General features: G+C 67.0%; 14 protein-coding genes. 6 read left to right on the top strand and 8 right to left on the bottom strand.

Annotated elements, in window-relative coordinates; translation table 11 throughout:
- Positions 1-138: 138 nt before the first annotated feature.
- From hydA to J8I33_RS31650, 5 genes are all read right to left on the bottom strand, one after another.
- On the bottom strand, positions 139-1,596 hold the full coding sequence (gene hydA / locus J8I33_RS31670) for a dihydropyrimidinase (RefSeq protein WP_124631973.1): 1,458 nt from the start codon (positions 1,594-1,596) through the stop codon (positions 139-141).
- Positions 1,597-1,661: 65 nt separating this feature from the next.
- Entirely contained in the window at positions 1,662-3,170 is a 1,509-nt protein-coding gene (locus tag J8I33_RS31665) for an NCS1 family nucleobase:cation symporter-1 (RefSeq protein WP_176017048.1), read from the bottom strand.
- A gap of 101 nt (positions 3,171-3,271) precedes the next feature.
- Positions 3,272-4,588 carry an NAD-dependent dihydropyrimidine dehydrogenase subunit PreA gene (preA, locus tag J8I33_RS31660; RefSeq protein ID WP_050016169.1) on the bottom strand — a complete coding sequence of 439 codons (1,317 nt, stop codon included), beginning with the start codon at positions 4,586-4,588 and terminating at the stop codon, positions 3,272-3,274.
- A gap of 55 nt (positions 4,589-4,643) precedes the next feature.
- The gene (locus tag J8I33_RS31655) at positions 4,644-5,981 is read right to left on the bottom strand and encodes an NAD(P)-dependent oxidoreductase (RefSeq protein ID WP_209939766.1); all 1,338 of its coding nucleotides are present in this window, start codon (positions 5,979-5,981) and stop codon (positions 4,644-4,646) included.
- 129 nt (positions 5,982-6,110) lie between these two features.
- On the bottom strand, positions 6,111-7,391 hold the full coding sequence (locus J8I33_RS31650) for a Zn-dependent hydrolase (RefSeq protein WP_209939765.1): 1,281 nt from the start codon (positions 7,389-7,391) through the stop codon (positions 6,111-6,113).
- A gap of 320 nt (positions 7,392-7,711) precedes the next feature.
- Between J8I33_RS31650 and J8I33_RS31645 the strand changes: the two genes are divergently transcribed.
- Positions 7,712-8,404, top strand: a complete 693-nt coding sequence (locus tag J8I33_RS31645; RefSeq protein WP_050016176.1) for a TetR/AcrR family transcriptional regulator — start codon at positions 7,712-7,714, stop codon at positions 8,402-8,404.
- Between the two features lie 133 nt (positions 8,405-8,537).
- Here the strand turns inward: J8I33_RS31645 and J8I33_RS31640 are convergent, their stop codons facing one another.
- Genes J8I33_RS31640 through J8I33_RS31630 form a run of 3 tightly spaced genes read right to left on the bottom strand, consistent with a single transcriptional unit; the run spans position 8,538 to position 12,195 of the window.
- Positions 8,538-9,728: an acetyl-CoA C-acyltransferase gene (locus J8I33_RS31640; protein WP_124557668.1), complete on the bottom strand. Its 1,191-nt coding sequence runs from the start codon at positions 9,726-9,728 to the stop codon at positions 8,538-8,540.
- Between the two features lie 18 nt (positions 9,729-9,746).
- Positions 9,747-10,514 carry a 3-hydroxyacyl-CoA dehydrogenase gene (locus J8I33_RS31635; RefSeq protein ID WP_050016180.1) on the bottom strand — a complete coding sequence of 256 codons (768 nt, stop codon included), beginning with the start codon at positions 10,512-10,514 and terminating at the stop codon, positions 9,747-9,749.
- Positions 10,515-10,527: 13 nt separating this feature from the next.
- Entirely contained in the window at positions 10,528-12,195 is a 1,668-nt protein-coding gene (locus J8I33_RS31630) for an acyl-CoA synthetase (RefSeq protein ID WP_209928752.1), read from the bottom strand.
- A gap of 144 nt (positions 12,196-12,339) precedes the next feature.
- Here J8I33_RS31630 and J8I33_RS31625 point away from each other — a divergent pair, with 144 nt between their 5' ends.
- The 5 genes from J8I33_RS31625 (at position 12,340) to J8I33_RS31605 (ending at position 16,547) form a co-directional block, all read left to right on the top strand.
- On the top strand, positions 12,340-13,344 hold the full coding sequence (locus tag J8I33_RS31625; protein WP_089490203.1) for an AraC family transcriptional regulator: 1,005 nt from the start codon (positions 12,340-12,342) through the stop codon (positions 13,342-13,344).
- A 119-nt stretch (positions 13,345-13,463) separates the two neighbouring features.
- The gene (locus J8I33_RS31620) at positions 13,464-14,717 is read left to right on the top strand and encodes an SMI1/KNR4 family protein (RefSeq protein WP_209939764.1); all 1,254 of its coding nucleotides are present in this window, start codon (positions 13,464-13,466) and stop codon (positions 14,715-14,717) included.
- A gap of 193 nt (positions 14,718-14,910) precedes the next feature.
- Positions 14,911-15,510, top strand: coding sequence for a hypothetical protein (locus J8I33_RS31615; RefSeq protein ID WP_175978263.1), 600 nt, complete (start codon positions 14,911-14,913; stop codon positions 15,508-15,510).
- 54 nt (positions 15,511-15,564) lie between these two features.
- Positions 15,565-15,963, top strand: coding sequence for a nuclear transport factor 2 family protein (locus J8I33_RS31610; protein ID WP_124594573.1), 399 nt, complete (start codon positions 15,565-15,567; stop codon positions 15,961-15,963).
- A 119-nt stretch (positions 15,964-16,082) separates the two neighbouring features.
- Positions 16,083-16,547, top strand: a complete 465-nt coding sequence (locus J8I33_RS31605; RefSeq protein ID WP_209939778.1) for a GNAT family N-acetyltransferase — start codon at positions 16,083-16,085, stop codon at positions 16,545-16,547.
- Positions 16,548-16,846: the final 299 nt, after the last annotated feature.

Here is a 16,846-nt window from a genome sequence, read left to right as displayed (position 1 = left end):
GCCAAAATCGCCGCGATCAATGGCATCGATCGTTTCTGTTTTCGTCTTCGAGAACTTGATCAGTTGTTCTATCTACGCCGCTAAAACACGCGCGGGGCGTGCCGTCAGAACGGACACGCCCCGCGCGACACGCATCGTTCAACCCGCGCGCTCGACCGGATGCGGCTCGCGCAGCCGGTTCGCGATCCGCGCGGCCTCGTAGTAGCCAGCCGCCGGCGGACGTTTCAGATAGCGGCCCGCGCCACGCACCGCGCGCAAGTCGCCGTCGGCCCATGCGAGTGCGCCGCGCGTGAGCGTGTGCGTCGCGACGCCCTGCACCGTCATCCCCTCGAACACGTTGAAGTCGACCTGCTGATGATGCGTCTTCACCGAGATCGTCTTGGTCGCGGCCGGGTCCCACACGACGAGATCGGCGTCGGCACCGACCTGCACCGCGCCCTTGCGCGGATACAGATTGAAAATCTGCGCGGCATTGGTCGACGTGATCCGCACGAACTCGTTCGGCGTGATGCGGCCGTGATTCACGCCGTGATGCCACAGCACCGACATGCGATCCTCGACGCCGCCGCAGCCGTTCGGGATCTTCGTGAAATCCTCGCGGCCCATCGCCTTCTGCGATGCGCAGAATACGCAGTGATCGGTCGCCGTCGTATGCAGCTGCCCCGACTGCAGCCCGCGCCACAGCGCCTCGCGATGCTCGGCCGAGCGGAACGGCGGGCTCATCACGTGGGCCGCCGCGCGCGTCCAGTCCGGATCGCGATAGACGGCCTCGTCGATGACCAGATGCCCCGGTAGCACTTCGCCGAACACGCGCAGCCCTTCGCTACGCGCGCGCGTGATCACGTCCACCGCGTCCTTCGCCGACACGTGCACGATATACACCGGCACGCCAAGCACCTGCGCGATGCGGATCGCGCGGTTCGCGGCCTCGCCTTCCACCTCGGGCGGCCGCGATAGCGGATGCGCCTCCGGCCCCGTGATCCCGCGCGCAAGCAGCGCCTTTTGCAGCTGGAACACGAGCTCGCCATTCTCCGCGTGCACGGTCGGCAGCGCGCCGAGTTCGAGCGAACGCGTGAAGCTGTTCACGAGCACCTCGTCGTCGGCCATGATCGCGTTCTTGTACGCCATGAAGTGCTTGAAGCTCGAGACGCCATGCTCGCGCACGAGCGTGCCCATGTCGCGGTGCACGCTCTCATCCCACCACGTCACGGCCACGTGAAAACCGTAATCGGAAGCCGCCTTCTCGGCCCAGCCGCGCCATGCGCGGAACGCGTCCATCAGCGGCTGCTTCGGGCTCGGAATCACGAAGTCGATGATGCTCGTCGTGCCGCCCGACAGCCCGGCCGCCGTGCCCGAATAGAAATCGTCGCTCGCGGTCGTGCCCATGAACGGCAGTTCCATGTGCGTATGCGGATCGATGCCGCCCGGCATCACGTACTGGTCGTGCGCGTCGACGACGGTTGCGCCGGCCGGCGCGTCGATCCGCTCCGCAATCTGCAGGATCGTGCCGCCGTCCTGCGGGTCCGCGCAGAGCACGTCCGCGCGATAGGAGCGGTCCGCATCGACCACGGTGCCGCCACGAATCAGGATTGCCATGTCGTTGCCTCCTCGTTGACTGTCGGGTGCCGCATGCCGCGCGCGAGTCGCCTCCGGCTCGCGCGTCATGCGCTCGCGATCTGCGCGCGGGGTCCGGCGCGCCACTTCATCCAGGTGCCGTACACGCCGGACGCCAGCACGAGGCCGACGAACCACGCGTACGTGTAAAGCGTGTTGAAGAACGCCGGCACGTTCGGAAACGACGCCGGAAACGCCGTATGCAGGAAGCCCGGCAGGTTCGGCAGCACGCCGACCGCGAGCGCGACGAGCGCGGCCGGGTTCCAGCCGCGCGCATAGCTGAAGCCGCCGCGCTCGTCGAACAGCGCGCGCGTGTCGAGCTGCGTGCCGCGAATCAGGAAATAGTCGACCATCAGGATGCCCGCGACCGGCCCGAGCAGCGCCGAATAGCCGACGAGCCAGGTGAAGATATAGCCGTCCGTCGTCGCGAGGATCTTCCACGGCATCATCACGATCGCGATCGTCGCGGTGATCATCCCGCCCGTGCGGTACGAGATCGCCTTCGGCCACAGGCTCGAAAAATCGTAAGCAGGACCGACCAGGTTCGCCGCGAGGTTGCAGCACATCGTGTCGAGCGTGAGGATCACGAGCGCGATACCCACGCCGATGCCGGTCATCCGGCTCGTCAGGTCGATCGGATCCCAGATCGCATTGCCGTAGATCACGACGGTCGCCGACGTGACGACGACCGACACCACCGACAGCAGCGCCATCGGCAGCGGCAGCCCGATCGACTGACCGATCATCTGGTCGCGCTGCGAATGCGCGAAGCGCGTGAAATCAGGAATGTTCAGCGCAAGCGTCGCCCAGAAGCCGACCATCGCGGTCAGTCCCGGCCAGAAGGTCGCCCAGAAGAGCCCGGCCTTCTTGCCGCCCGCCGCGAACTGCGACGGCGCCGACAGCATCGAGCCGAACCCGCCCGCCTTCGACGTCGCCCACCACACGAGCGCCACGCACATCACGACCTTGATCGGCGCGGACCAGCTTTCGAGCCAGCGGATCGAATCGGTGCCGTGCCAGATGAAGTACAGCTGCAACACCCAGAACACGAGAAAGCACGCGAGTTGCCCGAACGAGATGCCGACGAGCGGCAGCGTCGCGCCGTGCAGCGCGTTGCCGGTCAGGATGTTCAGCAGCGTGTAGATCGCGCTGCCGCCGAGCCAGGTCTGGATCCCGTACCAGCCGCATGCGACGATCGCGCGCAGCAACGCCGGCAGCTTCGCGCCCTGCGTGCCGAACGACGCGCGCACGAGCACCGCGTACGGAATCCCGTGCTTCGCGCCCGCATGGCCGATCAGCAGCATCGGCACGAGCACGATCAGGTTGCCGAGCAGTACCGTCATCACCGCCTGCCACGGCGACATGCCTTCCTGGATCAGCCCGGCCGCGAGCATGTACGACGCGATGTTCATTACCATCCCGACCCACAGCGCCGCGAAGTGGTACCACTTCCACGTGCGCTGCGCCGGCGTCGTCGGCGCGAGGTCGTCGTTGTACAGGCTGCCGCCGTGCGCCGCGGCGCTGTCGGGATCGGCGGGAATCGCTGCGTGATTCATCGAACACACTCCACGAAAACGTCAACGCCGGCATCGTGCGATGCCGGCCCGGGTGGAACGAAAGGCGGCGGTGCAGGATGCCCCGCATCGCCGGACGCCGGTCAGGCAGCCTGCTTCGCGTGCTTCTCGGGCGCCGCGGCGCCTGCACTCGGCCCCGCCTCCGCGCTCGCCGGATTGTTCGGATGCGTGGTCCAGTTCGCGTAGTCGCCCGCGTCGACGCGCTCCATCGTGATGCATTGCTCGACCGGACACACATGCATGCAAAGATTGCACCCGACGCACGCCGAATCGATCACTTCGAAGTGCCGCACGCCGTCCTTCGTCGCCGTGATCGCCTGATGCGACGTGTCCTCGCACGCGATATGGCACAGCCCGCACTGGATGCAGCGATCCTGGTCGATGCGCGCCTTGATGTCGTACTTCAGGTTCAGGTATTTCCAGTCCGTCACGTTCGGCACCGCGCGGCCGCGGATGTCGTCGAGCGTCGCGTAGCCCTTCTCGTCCATCCAGTTCGACAAGCCGTCGGCGAGATCCGACACGATCCGGAAGCCGTAATGCATCGCGGCGGTGCACACCTGCACGCTGCCGGCGCCGAGCACCATGAACTCGGCCGCGTCGCGCCACGACGAGATGCCGCCGATGCCCGAGATCGGCAGGTTCGGCGTTTCCGGATCGCGCGCGATCTCCGCGACCATGTTCAGCGCGATCGGCTTGACCGCCGGCCCGCAATAGCCGCCGTGCGTGCCCTTGCCGTCGACGGTCGGCATCGGCGCCATCTGGTCGAGATCGACCGCGACGATCGAGTTGATCGTGTTGATCAGCGACACGCCGTCCGCGCCGCCCTTGTATGCGGCGCGCGAGCCCATCCGGATGTCGCTGATGTTCGGCGTGAGCTTCACGAGGCACGGCAGCTTCGTGCCTTCCTTCACCCAGCGCGTGACCATCTCCACGTATTCGGGCACCTGCCCGACCGCCGCGCCCATCCCGCGCTCGCTCATCCCGTGCGGACAGCCGAAGTTGAGTTCGACCGCGTCGGCGCCGGTATCCTCGACGAGCGGCAGAATCCATTTCCAGTCGCGCTCGTTGCACGGCACCATCAGCGACACGATCAGCGCGCGGTCCGGCCAGTCGCGCTTCACCTGCGCGATTTCTCTCAGGTTCACGTCGAGCGGACGGTCGGTGATCAGCTCGATGTTGTTCAGCCCCGCGATGCGCTGGCCGTTCCACTGCACCGCGCCATAGCGCGAACTGACGTTGACGACGTGCGGATCGAGCCCGAGCGTCTTCCAGACGACGCCGCCCCAGCCCGCCTCGAACGCGCGATTGACGTTGTAGGCCTTGTCGGTCGGCGGCGCGGACGCCAGCCAGAAGGGATTCGGCGAAGTAATGCCTGCGATGGTGCAGCGGAGATCGGCCATGTTCGGCTCCGTGAGAAGGGGGTCGTGTTCGGTGTGCGTGCGGTGCGTCGCGCGTTCAGGCCGCCTTCGCGTCGCGCGCCGCGAGCGTCGCGTCGATCGACGCGGCCGCGCGCTTGCCGTCCTGCACGGCCTGCACCGTGAGGTCGATGCCGCCCGTCGCCGCGCAGTCGCCGCCGGCCCATACGTCCGGCAGCGCCGTGCGCCCGTCCGCATCGACCGCGATACGCGAACCGTCCGCGGTCAGCAATTCCGCCGCGATGCCGTCCGGCACGAGCGTCTGGCCGATCGCCTTCAGCACCATGTCCGCGTCGACGCTGAAACGCTCCCCCGACGCGGCCTCGAATTCGACGCCCGTGACCTGCCCGTCCGTACCTGCGATACGCACCGGCTTCGCGTGCGTGACGAGCGTGACGCCGCTCTTCTGCGCGAACTCGCGCTCGGCCCACGTCGCGCTCATCGCATCCACGCCGCGCCGGTACACCATCGTCACGCGCTCGGCGCCGAGCTTGCGGCTCTGCACCGCCGCATCGATCGCCGTGTTGCCGCCGCCGATCACGACCACGCGCCGCCCGACCGGCACGTTCTCCAGCCCGTCCGCCTGCCGCACCTGCTCGATGAAATCGACCGCGTTCATCACGCCGCCCAGTTGCTCGCCGTCGATCGCGAGCGTGCGCACACCGCCGAGGCCCATCGCGAGAAATACCGCGTCATGCTGTTCGCGCAATGCGTCGAGCGTGACGTCGCGTCCGAGCGCCATACCCGTTTCCAGCGTGATGCCGCCCACCGACAGCAGCCATTCGACTTCGCGTTGCGCGAAATCGTCGACGGTCTTGTACGCGGCGATCCCGTATTCGTTGAGGCCGCCGGCCTTCGGCCGCGCGTCGAACAGTGTGACGCGGTGCCCGGCGAGCGCGAGCCGGTGCGCACAGGCGAGCCCGGCCGGCCCAGCGCCGACCACCGCCACGTGGCGGCCCGTCTCGGGCGCGCGCCGGAACTGAACTGCGCCGGTCTGCATCGCCCAGTCGGTCGCGTGCCGCTGCAACGCGCCGATCGCGACCGGCTGTGCATCCTGATGGTTGCGCACGCAAGCGCCTTCGCACAGGATCTCGGTCGGGCACACGCGGGCGCACATCCCGCCGAGCGGATTCGCGGACAGGATGTCGGCCGCCGCGCCTTTCAGGTTGCCGTTGCCGATCTTGCGGATGAAGCTCGGGATGTCGATCTGCGTCGGGCACGCGTGCACGCACGGCGCGTCGTAGCAGTAGTGGCAGCGGCTGGCGGCAGCCGCCGCGGCGGTCGGATCGAGCAGCGGCGCGATATCGGCGAATTCGCACGAGAGTTGCGTGGACGACAGGCGATGCGCGGCGATATCGCCGGTTGGCTGGGTGGTCATACGCGTTCCTTCGACTGGGTGGAGACAAAGCCGTCCCCGCCGGCTGCGAATGCACAGTCGGGGCGGTCATGCTTAGGAATGCTATGGTCGAACTGTGCGCGGTCTACTGGCCGCGCTATATCCGATCCGTCATGAAGCCGGCTCGCACGCACGCGACAGCATCGCGTGCAGCAGCACATTCGCGCCGGCCTCGATCCATGCGGGCGTCGCGTCCTCGATCTCGTTGTGGCTGATGCCGTCGATACATGGCACGAACACCATCGACGTCGGCGCGACCTGCGCCAGATAGCACGCGTCGTGGCCCGCCCCCGACACGATGTCGCGATGCGAGTAGCCGAAGCGGTCGGCCGCATCACGCACGGCCGCCACGCAGGCGGGGTCGAACGCGACCGGCTTGTAGTAGAAAATCTGCTCGAGTTCGGTGTCGAGCCCGATGTCGCCCGCGATGCGCGCGACGCCGTCGCGCAGCGCCGCGTCCATCTTCGCGAGCACGGCATCGTCCGGATGACGGAAATCGACGGTGAAGAACACGCGGCCTGGAATCACGTTGCGCGAGTTCGGGTGGACCTGCATCATGCCGACCGTCGCGCAGCCGAACGGCGCATGATCGAGGCCGATCCGGTTGACGAGATCGACTACCCGCGACGCGCCGAGCAGCGCGTCGCGGCGGCGCGGCATCGGCGTCGGTCCCGCGTGCGCTTCCTGGCCAGTGAACGTGATCTCGTACCAGCGCTGTCCCTGCGCGTCGGTCACGACGCCGATCGTCTTGCACTCCGCTTCGAGAATCGGCCCCTGCTCGATATGCAGCTCGAACGCCGCGTGCAGCTTGCGCCCGCCGCACGGCACGTCGCCCGCGTAGCCGATGCGCGCGAGCTCCTCGCCGATCGTCTTGCCGTCGACGTCCTTGCGCGATAGCCCGTAGTCGAGCGTGAACACGCCCGCGAACACGCCCGACGCGACCATCGCCGGCGCGAAGCGCGAACCCTCCTCGTTGGTCCAGATCACGACCTCGACCGGATGCTCGGTCTCGATGCCGTGATCGTTCAGACTGCGAATCACCTCGAGGCCGCCGAGCACGCCGTAGATGCCGTCGAAACGCCCGCCGGTGGGCTGCGAATCCGCGTGCGAGCCCGTGACGACCGGCGCCGCGTCGGCCACGCGGCCCGCGCGGCGCATGAACACGTTGCCCATCGTATCGACCGTCACCGTGCAGCCGGCGGCCTTCGCCCAGCCGACGATCAGGTCACGGCCGGCCTTGTCGAGATCGGTCAGCGCGAGACGGCACACACCGCCCTTCGGGGTCGCACCGATTTTCGCGACTTCCATCAGGCTGTCCCACAACCGCCTGCCGTCGACCTTGATCGACGTGTCGAAAGCTGCCTGCTTCACTGTTTCCGATACCGCGTTCATTCGTATCGCTCCTGTGGGGTCGGTGATGTCGTCGGCCCGGTCTGTGCCGGTGCATGTGAGACCTGTTTCGGGGCACGCCGCCCGGATGCCGTGCATGCCCTGTCGGTTCGCGAAACGCGTTAAATCCTGTCCGATTGGACAGGTTTTAGACGATCAAAATGACCAGCGCAACGTCTTTCTTGCGCGACGCACCGGAGCGAGAAACGTGCCATCGCAACGCAGCATCGCCGCGGCGTGGCGGCATCCATCCGCGTGCGCGCGACGCGAATCAGCGGCTAGAATGAAGCCCAACGCGGCATGGCCGCCGCGCGAGGGTAACGATGAGACATGACGAGGCGACGATCGAAGCCACCGACCGGGACGAAACGCCGGCGCCTTTGCGGCGACGCAAGGCGCACATCCGCGAGTCCAACGAAGCGCATCTGCTCGCGTGCGCGGAGGCCGTATTCGCGGAACGCGGGCTCGCCGGCGCCAGCACCGCGATGATCGCGGAACGCGCGGGTCTGCCGAAGGCGAATGTGCACTACTACTTCCCGACCAAGCTCGCGCTGTACCGCCGCGTGCTCGACGACCTGTTCGAGGACTGGCATCGCGCGGCCGGCTCGTTCGAGGCCGGCGACGATCCGGTCGAGGCGATCGGCGGCTACGTGCGCGCGAAGATGGCGCTGTCGCAGCGACGCCCGCTCGGCTCGAAGGTGTGGGCCAACGAGATCATCCACGGCGCGGAGCACATGCAGGACATCCTGTCGCAACGCGTGAAGCCGTGGTTCGACACCCGCGTGAAGGTGATCGAAGGCTGGATCGCACGCGGGCTGCTCGCGCCGATCGACCCGCATGCACTGATGTACCTGATCTGGGCGACCACGCAGCACTATGCGGATTTCGATGCGCAGATTCGCGCGCTGAGCGGCAAGCGCGCGTTCACGAAGAAGGCGTTCGACGAAAAGACCGAGCAGGTCGTGCAGCTCGTGATTCGTGCGTGCGGCGCGGTGTCGCCGAACGCGAAGCCGTAGCGCGACACGACGATCCGCCGAATAAAAACGGGCGGCGCGCACCACACGGGATGTCCCGTGCGATACGCGCCGCCCGTGATGCCGCGTGCGAGCGTGCGAGCGAGCGATGCGATGCGATGCGTTACGCGATGTATTACGCGACCCGCTCGATCGCAACCGCCGTCGCTTCGCCGCCGCCGATGCACAGCGAGGCGATGCCGCGCGTCAGGCCGTACGTTTCGAGCGCGGCCAGCAGCGTCACCATCACGCGCGCGCCCGATGCGCCGATCGGATGCCCGAGCGCGCACGCGCCGCCGTGCACGTTCACCTTCTCGTGCGGCAGGTCGAGGTCGCGCATCGCGGCCATCGGCACCACCGCGAACGCTTCGTTGATCTCGAACAGATCGACGTCGCGCAGGCTCCAGCCGGTTTTCTCCGACAGCTTGCGCAGCGCGCCGATCGGCGCGGTCGCGAACAGGCCGGGCTTGTCCGCATGAGTCGAATGCCCGACGATCACGGCCTTCGGCGTGAGGCCGAGGCGCTCGGCTTCCGAGCGGCGCATCATCACGAGCGCGGCCGCGCCGTCCGAGATCGACGATGCGTTCGCGGCCGTCACCGTGCCGCCGTCGCGGAACGCGGGCTTCAGTGTCGGGATCTTGTCGAGTTTCGCCTTGCCCGGCTGCTCGTCGATCGACACGACGCTTTCCGTCTTGCCGGCCTTCACGGCCACCGGCGCGATCTCCGACACGAAATGCCCTTCCGCGATCGCGCGCTGCGCGCGCGTCAGCGACGCAATCGCGAACGCATCCTGCGCTTCGCGCGTGAACTGGTAAGCCTGCGCGCAATCCTCGGCGAACGTGCCCATCAGGCGGCCTTTTTCATACGCATCCTCGAGCCCGTCGAGGAACATGTGGTCGAGCACCTGCCCGTGCCCCATGCGCATGCCCGCGCGCGCCTTCGGCAGCAGGTACGGCGCATTCGTCATGCTCTCCATCCCGCCCGCCACGGCCACGCCCGCCGAACCCGCCAGCAGCAGGTCGTGCGCGAACATCGCCGCCTTCATCCCGGAACCGCACATCTTGTTGACCGTGGTCGCGCCCGCCGCGAGCGGTAGCCCGGCCTTCAGCGCGGCCTGGCGCGCGGGCGCCTGGCCCTGGCCGGCCGGCAGCACGCAGCCGAACACGATTTCATCGATGCGTTCGGCCGGCACGTTCGCGCGCTCGAGCGCCGCGCGAATCGCCACCGCGCCGAGGTCGCTGGCGCTGGCCGCCGCCAGGTCGCCCTGAAAACCACCCATCGGCGTGCGCGCCGCGCCCACGATTACGATCGGATCCTGAGTCGTCATGATTCGCTTCCTCCAGTGTCAGCGCGGTGCCATGCGCAACGCGCCATCGAGACGGATGACTTCGCCGTTCAGCATCGTGTTCTCGGCGATGTGGCGCACCAGCGCCGCAAATTCTTCCGGGCGGCCGAGCCGCGGCGGAAACGGCACGCTCTTGCCGAGCGCGTCCTGCACGTCCTGCGGCATGCCGGCCATCATCGGCGTCGCGAAGATGCCGGGCGCGACCGTCACGACGCGAATGCCGAAGCGTGCGAGCTCGCGTGCGATCGGCAACGTCATGCCGACCACGCCGCTCTTCGACGCCGCATACGCGGCCTGTCCGATCTGCCCGTCGAACGCCGCGACCGACGCGGTGTTGACGATCACCCCGCGCTCGCCTTCCGCGTCGGCGTCCTGCTTCGACATCGCTTCGGCGGCCAGCCGGATCATGTTGAACGTGCCGACCAGGTTGATCGATACCGCCCGTGCGAAGCGGTCGAGCGAATGCGGGCCGTCGCGGCCGACGACCTTCTCGCCCGGTGCGACGCCCGCGCAATTGACGAGCGCATCGACGCGGCCGAACGTGTCGCGTGCTGCCGCGACGGCCGCCTGACCGTCGGCTTCACTCGTCACGTCGGTCTTCACGAAGCGCGCGGCCGCGCCGAGTTCGTTGGCGAGACTCGCTCCCGCCTCGTCGTTGACGTCCAGCAGCACGGCCTTGCCGCCTTGCGCGACGACCATGCGCGCCACCGCGGCGCCGAGGCCGGAACCGGCGCCCGTAATCAGAAAAACGCGATCCTTGATATTCATTGGCAGTCCGTATTCAGGGTTGAGCGGCCTTCTCGGCTTCCATCTTGCGCAACACGAAGCGCTGGATCTTGCCGCTCGGGGTTTTCGGCAGCGCGTCGACGAAGTCGATCGCGCGCGGATAAGCGTGAGCGGACAGCCGCCGCTTCACGTGCAGACTCAATTCCTCGGCCAGTTCGGGCGTGCCGTCGAACCCTTTCGACAGGACGACGAACGCCTTCACGATTTCCGTGCGCTCCGGGTCGGGCACGCCGATCACGGCGGCCTCGCTGACGGCCGGATGCTCGATCAGCGCGCTCTCCACGTCGAACGGGCCGATCCGGTAACCGGACGACGTGATCACGTCGTCCGCGCGGCCGATGAAGCTCACGGCGCCGTCCGGCTCCAGCTCGACGTTGTCGCCGGTCCGGTAGTAACCGCCCGCGATCGCCGGCGTGTCCTGCTGCCAGTAGCCGCGGAACCACAGCAGCGGCGAGCGCCCGATGTCGATCGCGAGGTTGCCGGGCTCGCCGGGGCCAAGCTCGCGGCCCGCTTCGTCGAGCACCGCGACGCGATAGCCCGGCATCGCGAAGCCGGCTGAACCGACGTGCACCACGTGCGCGAGGCCGTGATGGTTGTTTACGACCATTCCGAGCTCGGTCTGGCCGTAGTGATCGTGGATCGGCGCACCGAGCGCCGCGTGGAACCAGCGCACGACTTCCGGATTCAGCGGTTCGCCCGCGCTGCTCACCACGCGCAGCTGGCCCTTCATGCGCGCGGCCGCTTCCGGCCCGGCCGCCATCAGCATCCGGAACGCGGTTGGCGAACCCGCGAGGCTCGTGATGCCGAGCCGTTCGATCACGTCATACGTGCTGTCTACCGTGAAGCTGCCCTCGTAGAGCGTCGTCGCATGGCCGAGGAGGAGCGGGCCGGTGATCGCGTAATAGAGGCCGTACGCCCAGCCCGGGTCGGCGATATTCCAGAACCGGTCAGTGGGGCGCAGATCGACCGCTTCGCGCATGTACGCGCCGAACGCGAGCAACGCGTACAGCGGCACCGGCACGCCCTTCGGCAAGCCCGTCGTGCCCGACGTCGACATCATCATGAACAGGTCCGACCCCTTGCGCAGCACGGGCTCGAACGTATCGGACCGCGCGTCGAGCGCCGCGCGGAAATCGATGTCGTGCGCCGACAGCGTCTCGCCTGCTTCGCGCACCGTCGCCACTGGCGGGCACTCGGCAATTTCGTCGAGCTTCGCGCGATTCGCGACGTTGGTCACGATCAGCCGCGCATCGCTCATGCGCAATCGGTGCTCGATCGCCTTCGGGCCGAACGCGGTGAACAGCGGCTGATACACGGCGCCCGCGCGCCACGTGCCGAGGATCGTCGCGACGAGTTCCGGCGTGCGCGGCAGCAGCCCGGCCACCACGTCGCCCGGCTTCACGCCCTGCGCAACGAGCAGGTTCGCGACCCGGGCCGACAGCGCCTGCATCTGCGCGAACGTGAAGCGATGGTGCTGCCCGCCGGCGTCGATCCAGTCGAGTGCGATAGCGTCCGACTTCGCGTGCCGGTCGCAGCATTCGATGCACGCGTTCAGGCCGCGCTCCAGGTCGCCGCTCAGTTGCGCGGCGGCGGTCTCGATACTGAATCGGGCCACGGCGTCGGCGTAAGCCGGCACCGCCCGGGCGGTAGCTCCTTCTGGCATGCGTGTCTCCTGTGCGTTATGGCCGCCGGCGAGCCAGGGGCGCGACGGGGATACATCGATAGTAGACAGCCCATACATTGCAATCAATGACAAACGGAATCTAGAATCGTGATCGTTTTTGCCATGTCGGGAGGACGCAGGAAAATGGGGCCGCAGATGATTTCGCCGGATTTCGTCGACGATGCGCTCGCCTGCCTGCGCCGGCACGACCTGCCGACGGCGCCGGTGCTGCGCACCGCCGGGCTGCCGGCCGTCGTGCGCGAGCCCGTCACGCCGCAGCAGTACGGCCGACTGTGGCTCGCGATCGCGGGCGTGCTCGACGACGAATTCTTCGGCCTCGCCGCGCGCCCGATGCGGCGCGGCAGTTTCACGCTGCTGTGCCACGCAGTACTGCATGCGGGCACGCTCGACAAGGCGCTGCGGCGCGCGCTGCAGTTCCTCCGGGTCGTGCTCGATGAACCGCACGGCGAGCTCGTCGTGGCCGACGGGCACGCGCAGATCGTGCTGGCGCAATCGGGCACGCCATACCCGGCGTTCGCGTACCGGACGTTCTGGCTGATCCTGCTCGGCGTCGCGTGCTGGCTGATCGGCCGGCGCATCCCGCTGCAGCGCATCGATTTCGCGTGCCCGAGCCCCGGCCAGCGCAGCGACTATCACCAGTTCTTCGGCGTCCCCGTGCATTTCGACAGGCCTGACAGCCGACTCGCATTCAACGCCGCCTATCTCGCGCTGCCGACGATCCGTTCGGAGCAGGCGCTGAAGACCTTCCTGCGCGGCGCGCCTGGCAATCTCCTCGTGCGCTACCGGCACGACACGGGCTGGGTCGCGAAGACGCGCGCGTATCTGAAGGCGCTGCCGGCCGCCGAGTGGCCCGACTTCGACACGCTGGCCGCGCGCCTCGACACGACGCCCGCGACGCTGCGGCGGCGTTTGCGCAGCGAAGGGCAAAGCTTCGCGGCGATCAAGGACGAGTTGCGCGGCGCGCTGGCCCAGTCGCTGCTGCGCGGGCACGCGCTCAGCGTCGCGGAGATCGCGGCCGAACTCGGCTTCACCGAGCCGAGCGCGTTTCATCGCGCGTTCCGGAAATGGACGGGCACGAGCCCCGGTGCATTTCGGCGCGACGTGCATGCGGCGAACGCGGAGTCTTGAGTGGCATGCAGGCGCGGAGCGTCTCGCCACGCGCCGCTGATACGATGCACCCACGTGGCTGCCGTCCGTTGTCCGCGGACCGCGGCGAACACCGATCCACCATCACCGCTCACGCTCCGATGCAAGCCACCCGCTTTTCCGACACCGAACTGGCCGATCTGCGCGCGCACGGTATCGTGCTGTTTGCCGGCCGCGTGATCTTCGACGCACAACCGCCGATGGCGGCCGACCAGATCGCAGCCGTGCAGGCCTGCTGTCATGGCGACATTCCGCTTCCGTTGCTCGAGCTATGGCGCGTCACGGCCGGCGGCAGCCTCGACTACGACCTGACGCTGGAGATGAACGGCAATGTCGAAGCGATCAGCTGGAGCGAGTTGTTCTACAACGGCAGCGACGGTTACCGCGACCTGCAGGGATGGATCGACCATGAACTCGAACTGGCCGAAGAAGCCGCGGAAGAGAACGCGCGCACGTGGAACGGCAAAATCGGTGCGCTGCCGTTCGGCGGCTTCGAATATTGCGACCGCATCTACGTCGTGACGGAGCCCGGCGCCCACGACTATGGCCATGTACTTGCGTGGAAACAGGGGTTGCCGCCCGCGTGGCGCGGCGCGATGCACGACGACGGTGTCGCGACGATCGCCCCCGATCTGTACGCGGCATTCGGCGCGCTGCAGCTTCATGTCGATCCGCTGGCGCCCGGCGGCGAACCAGGCACCGGTGTCACGCTGCTCGAATACGTCGATGAACGCCGCGACGATCATGGCCTGTCGGCATCGCTGGCGGACAAGCTGATCGCGTTCTATCGACAAGCGGTGATCGACTGGCGCACGCCGCTCGCCGACGGCACACTCGGCGCGCAGCCGGTGCTCGCACGTCACGCATTGCGCCATGCGATCGATCACGACGATGCGGCACTCATCGCGCGATTGGCGCCGCTCGTCGCCGATCTCGGCGTGGCGCTCGCCGGCAGTTCGATCCCGACGGATTACGCGCTGCGACGCCAGAAGTTTTCCGCCGCCGCCGCGTTGCTCGGAGCGGGCGCACCGGTCGTGCCCGATGCGCTGGCATCCGTGTCCGGCGCCATACCGGCCACGCTGATGCGCATGCTGCTTGACGCCGGCGTGCAGCCGGATGCCGACGCAATGGCGCGTTGCGTCGCGGGCGGCGGCACCGATAGCGCACGGCTGATCGGCGCAGCGCTGTCGGCCCATGGCGTCGATACAGCAGCTGCCTACCGCGCGGCGAGCGAGAAACTGCTGGACAAGCTGCAGGCCGACATCCGCAAGGTTCGCGCCGGCAAGCTCAGCCACTATCTCGGGCTCGACGGGCTCGAAGAACACGCCGAGCGCCTGCGGACATTCGATTGCTGACGTCAAGCAGGCGCCGATGCGCCGTGGGTTTGCCTGCAGCATCGCCGTCCGGGTGCCGTTTGTTTGGATCGGATTTCTCCCACGTTCCGGTGCGAATCTGCATGAAGCTCGCCGCACCGCAGCGCGCGTATGACGTTGCACCCCGATCCGTCAGACCACATACTGGTCGGCCGGTCTGAACGAGGTTGCGCCGATGGTGAATGTCGATGGGAGCGCCGCTTCGATCTTCGGCGTGATCGGAACGGCCGTGTCGTTGCTGGCAGCGATCCCTTACGCGCTCGCGATCTACCGGCGCACCGTTCGCCCGCATCTGTTCACGTGGCTCGTATGGTCGGTCGTCACGGCGATCGCGGCCGCCGGCCAGTTCGTCGCGGGCGCGGGGCCGTCCGCGTGGTGCACGGCGGCGATTGCCGTCACGTGCTTTTTGACGCTGATCGCCAGCCTGTTTCGCGGCGAGCGTGGCTGGACGGGCCTCGACTGGTTGTTCCTGTGCGCGGCACTGTCGGCCATTCCGCTGTGGATGCTGACCGACGATCCGACGGTGTCGATCTGTCTGGTCACGCTGATCGAGCTTGCCGGCCTTGGCCCGACCGTGCGCAAGACGATCCGCGATCCGTGGAGCGAGAGCCTCGCCTATTTCGCGCTGTGCGTGCTCAAGTACGCACTGGCGTTGCTGGCATTGAGCACGTGGAGTGTCGCGGTCGCGTTCTATCCGGTCGTCAATCTCATCGCGTCGATCGGCATCTGCCTGGTGATGCTGGTCCGACGTCAGTCGTTGTCAAATGCGCGGTAGGCTGCGTTTGTCGCCGCCGTGCCGCTTCCCTTCCGAAATGATGCGAGGTCTGACATGGATGCAATCCGTACCGTCATCGAACCCTGCGAAACCGCGCTCCGCGCAGCGATGCTGGCCAACGATGTCGAAGCGCTCGACGCGCTACTGGACGACGATCTGGTATTCACTGTCCCGACCGGCCAGATCATCTCGAAGGAGGACGACCTCACCGCGCATCGCGCGAAGCTTCTGCGTCTCGACACACTCGACGTCCACGAAATGCGTGCATGCGCGATCGACGAGATGATCCTGACCACGACGCGAGCGAAGCTCGCAGGCCATTTCGATGGCGCGGCATTCGCCGGTACGTTTGCCTATACGCGACTTTGGCGTCGATCGGACGCCAAATGGCGGGTCGTTGCCGGACATGCATCGCAGGTCATGTCATTGCGCCGGCCGTGCGGGGATCAATAGTGTCGGGCAAAGCCCCCGCGAGCATGCTGGCCATCAATCGGGCAATGCTACGCCGCGGTTCTGACGATGCACTGATGAAGACGCCGGCCGACGTGGTGTCGGCAGTGATGAGAGACGAAATGCACAACCTATTTGCCGTGCGTTCTGCGCGTGCCGCGGACGCGGACGAACTCGCGCGACTGGCGCGCCTGTCGAAAGCGCACTGGGGCTATCCAAAGGAATGGCTCGACTTGTGGCAAAAAGATCTTACGATTTCGCCGGAGACGATCGAAGGGGCGATTGGCTACGTCGCGGAATCAGGCGAGTCGATCATCGGGTTCTGGATCCGAGCATCATTGGATTCGGATCTGCCGACACCCGGATGGCTGTTCGTTCACCCCGATCATATGGGCCAGGGCGTCGCCCGTGCTCTGTGGGAATCAGTTCGGACCGAAGCCGCCGCGAGAGGAATTAAGCGCTTTGTGATCGAAGCCGATCCCAATGCTGCACCGTTCTATCTGGCGTTGGGAGCCGAAAAAATCGGCGAAAAAGAATTGGGTGTCATCCCGGGTAGATTCTTTCCGATCTTGCGGATTACGGTCTGATAGGAGCAGATGGCGGCAAGATCGCTCACCGCGTGCAATTGATGGGATTGAGCTACCGACTGCGGTAACAGAGGTTGCAGCGGAAACAGCGGAGTTGGATCAGTCCGGCCAGCGGGCTTGATAACGCCGTTTACGCCCCAGCTCGTGTCGCGAGGCACACCGAACATTTCCGCCGCCGAAATGCAAAAACCCCCGCCTTGTCGGGCGGGGGTTTTTGGCTTGAGGGAGCCTGACGATTACCTACTTTCACACGGGAATCCGCACTATCATCGGCGTAGAGTCGTTTCACGGTCCTGTTC

The sequence above is a fragment of the Burkholderia sp. AcTa6-5 genome, from assembly GCF_017815075.1.
GTDB classification, from domain to species: domain Bacteria; phylum Pseudomonadota; class Gammaproteobacteria; order Burkholderiales; family Burkholderiaceae; genus Burkholderia; species Burkholderia sola.
This window is presented reverse-complemented; position numbering and strand designations above follow the sequence as displayed.

Excerpts from the sequence above, each read along its gene's own strand:
- J8I33_RS31610 (WP_124594573.1), top strand. The coding sequence starts at position 15,565 with ATGGATGCAATCCGTACCGTCATCGAACCCTGCGAAACCGCGCTCCGC.
- J8I33_RS31605 (WP_209939778.1), top strand. The coding sequence starts at position 16,083 with ATGCACAACCTATTTGCCGTGCGTTCTGCGCGTGCCGCGGACGCGGAC.
- preA (WP_050016169.1), bottom strand. The coding sequence starts at position 4,588 with ATGGCCGATCTCCGCTGCACCATCGCAGGCATTACTTCGCCGAATCCC.
- J8I33_RS31630 (WP_209928752.1), bottom strand. The coding sequence starts at position 12,195 with ATGCCAGAAGGAGCTACCGCCCGGGCGGTGCCGGCTTACGCCGACGCC.
- J8I33_RS31655 (WP_209939766.1), bottom strand. The coding sequence starts at position 5,981 with ATGACCACCCAGCCAACCGGCGATATCGCCGCGCATCGCCTGTCGTCC.
- J8I33_RS31650 (WP_209939765.1), bottom strand. The coding sequence starts at position 7,391 with ATGAACGCGGTATCGGAAACAGTGAAGCAGGCAGCTTTCGACACGTCG.
- J8I33_RS31615 (WP_175978263.1), top strand. The coding sequence starts at position 14,911 with ATGGTGAATGTCGATGGGAGCGCCGCTTCGATCTTCGGCGTGATCGGA.
- J8I33_RS31625 (WP_089490203.1), top strand. The coding sequence starts at position 12,340 with ATGGGGCCGCAGATGATTTCGCCGGATTTCGTCGACGATGCGCTCGCC.
- J8I33_RS31620 (WP_209939764.1), top strand. The coding sequence starts at position 13,464 with ATGCAAGCCACCCGCTTTTCCGACACCGAACTGGCCGATCTGCGCGCG.
- J8I33_RS31645 (WP_050016176.1), top strand. The coding sequence starts at position 7,712 with ATGAGACATGACGAGGCGACGATCGAAGCCACCGACCGGGACGAAACG.
- J8I33_RS31640 (WP_124557668.1), bottom strand. The coding sequence starts at position 9,728 with ATGACGACTCAGGATCCGATCGTAATCGTGGGCGCGGCGCGCACGCCG.
- J8I33_RS31635 (WP_050016180.1), bottom strand. The coding sequence starts at position 10,514 with ATGAATATCAAGGATCGCGTTTTTCTGATTACGGGCGCCGGTTCCGGC.
- hydA (WP_124631973.1), bottom strand. The coding sequence starts at position 1,596 with ATGGCAATCCTGATTCGTGGCGGCACCGTGGTCGATGCGGACCGCTCC.
- J8I33_RS31665 (WP_176017048.1), bottom strand. The coding sequence starts at position 3,170 with ATGAATCACGCAGCGATTCCCGCCGATCCCGACAGCGCCGCGGCGCAC.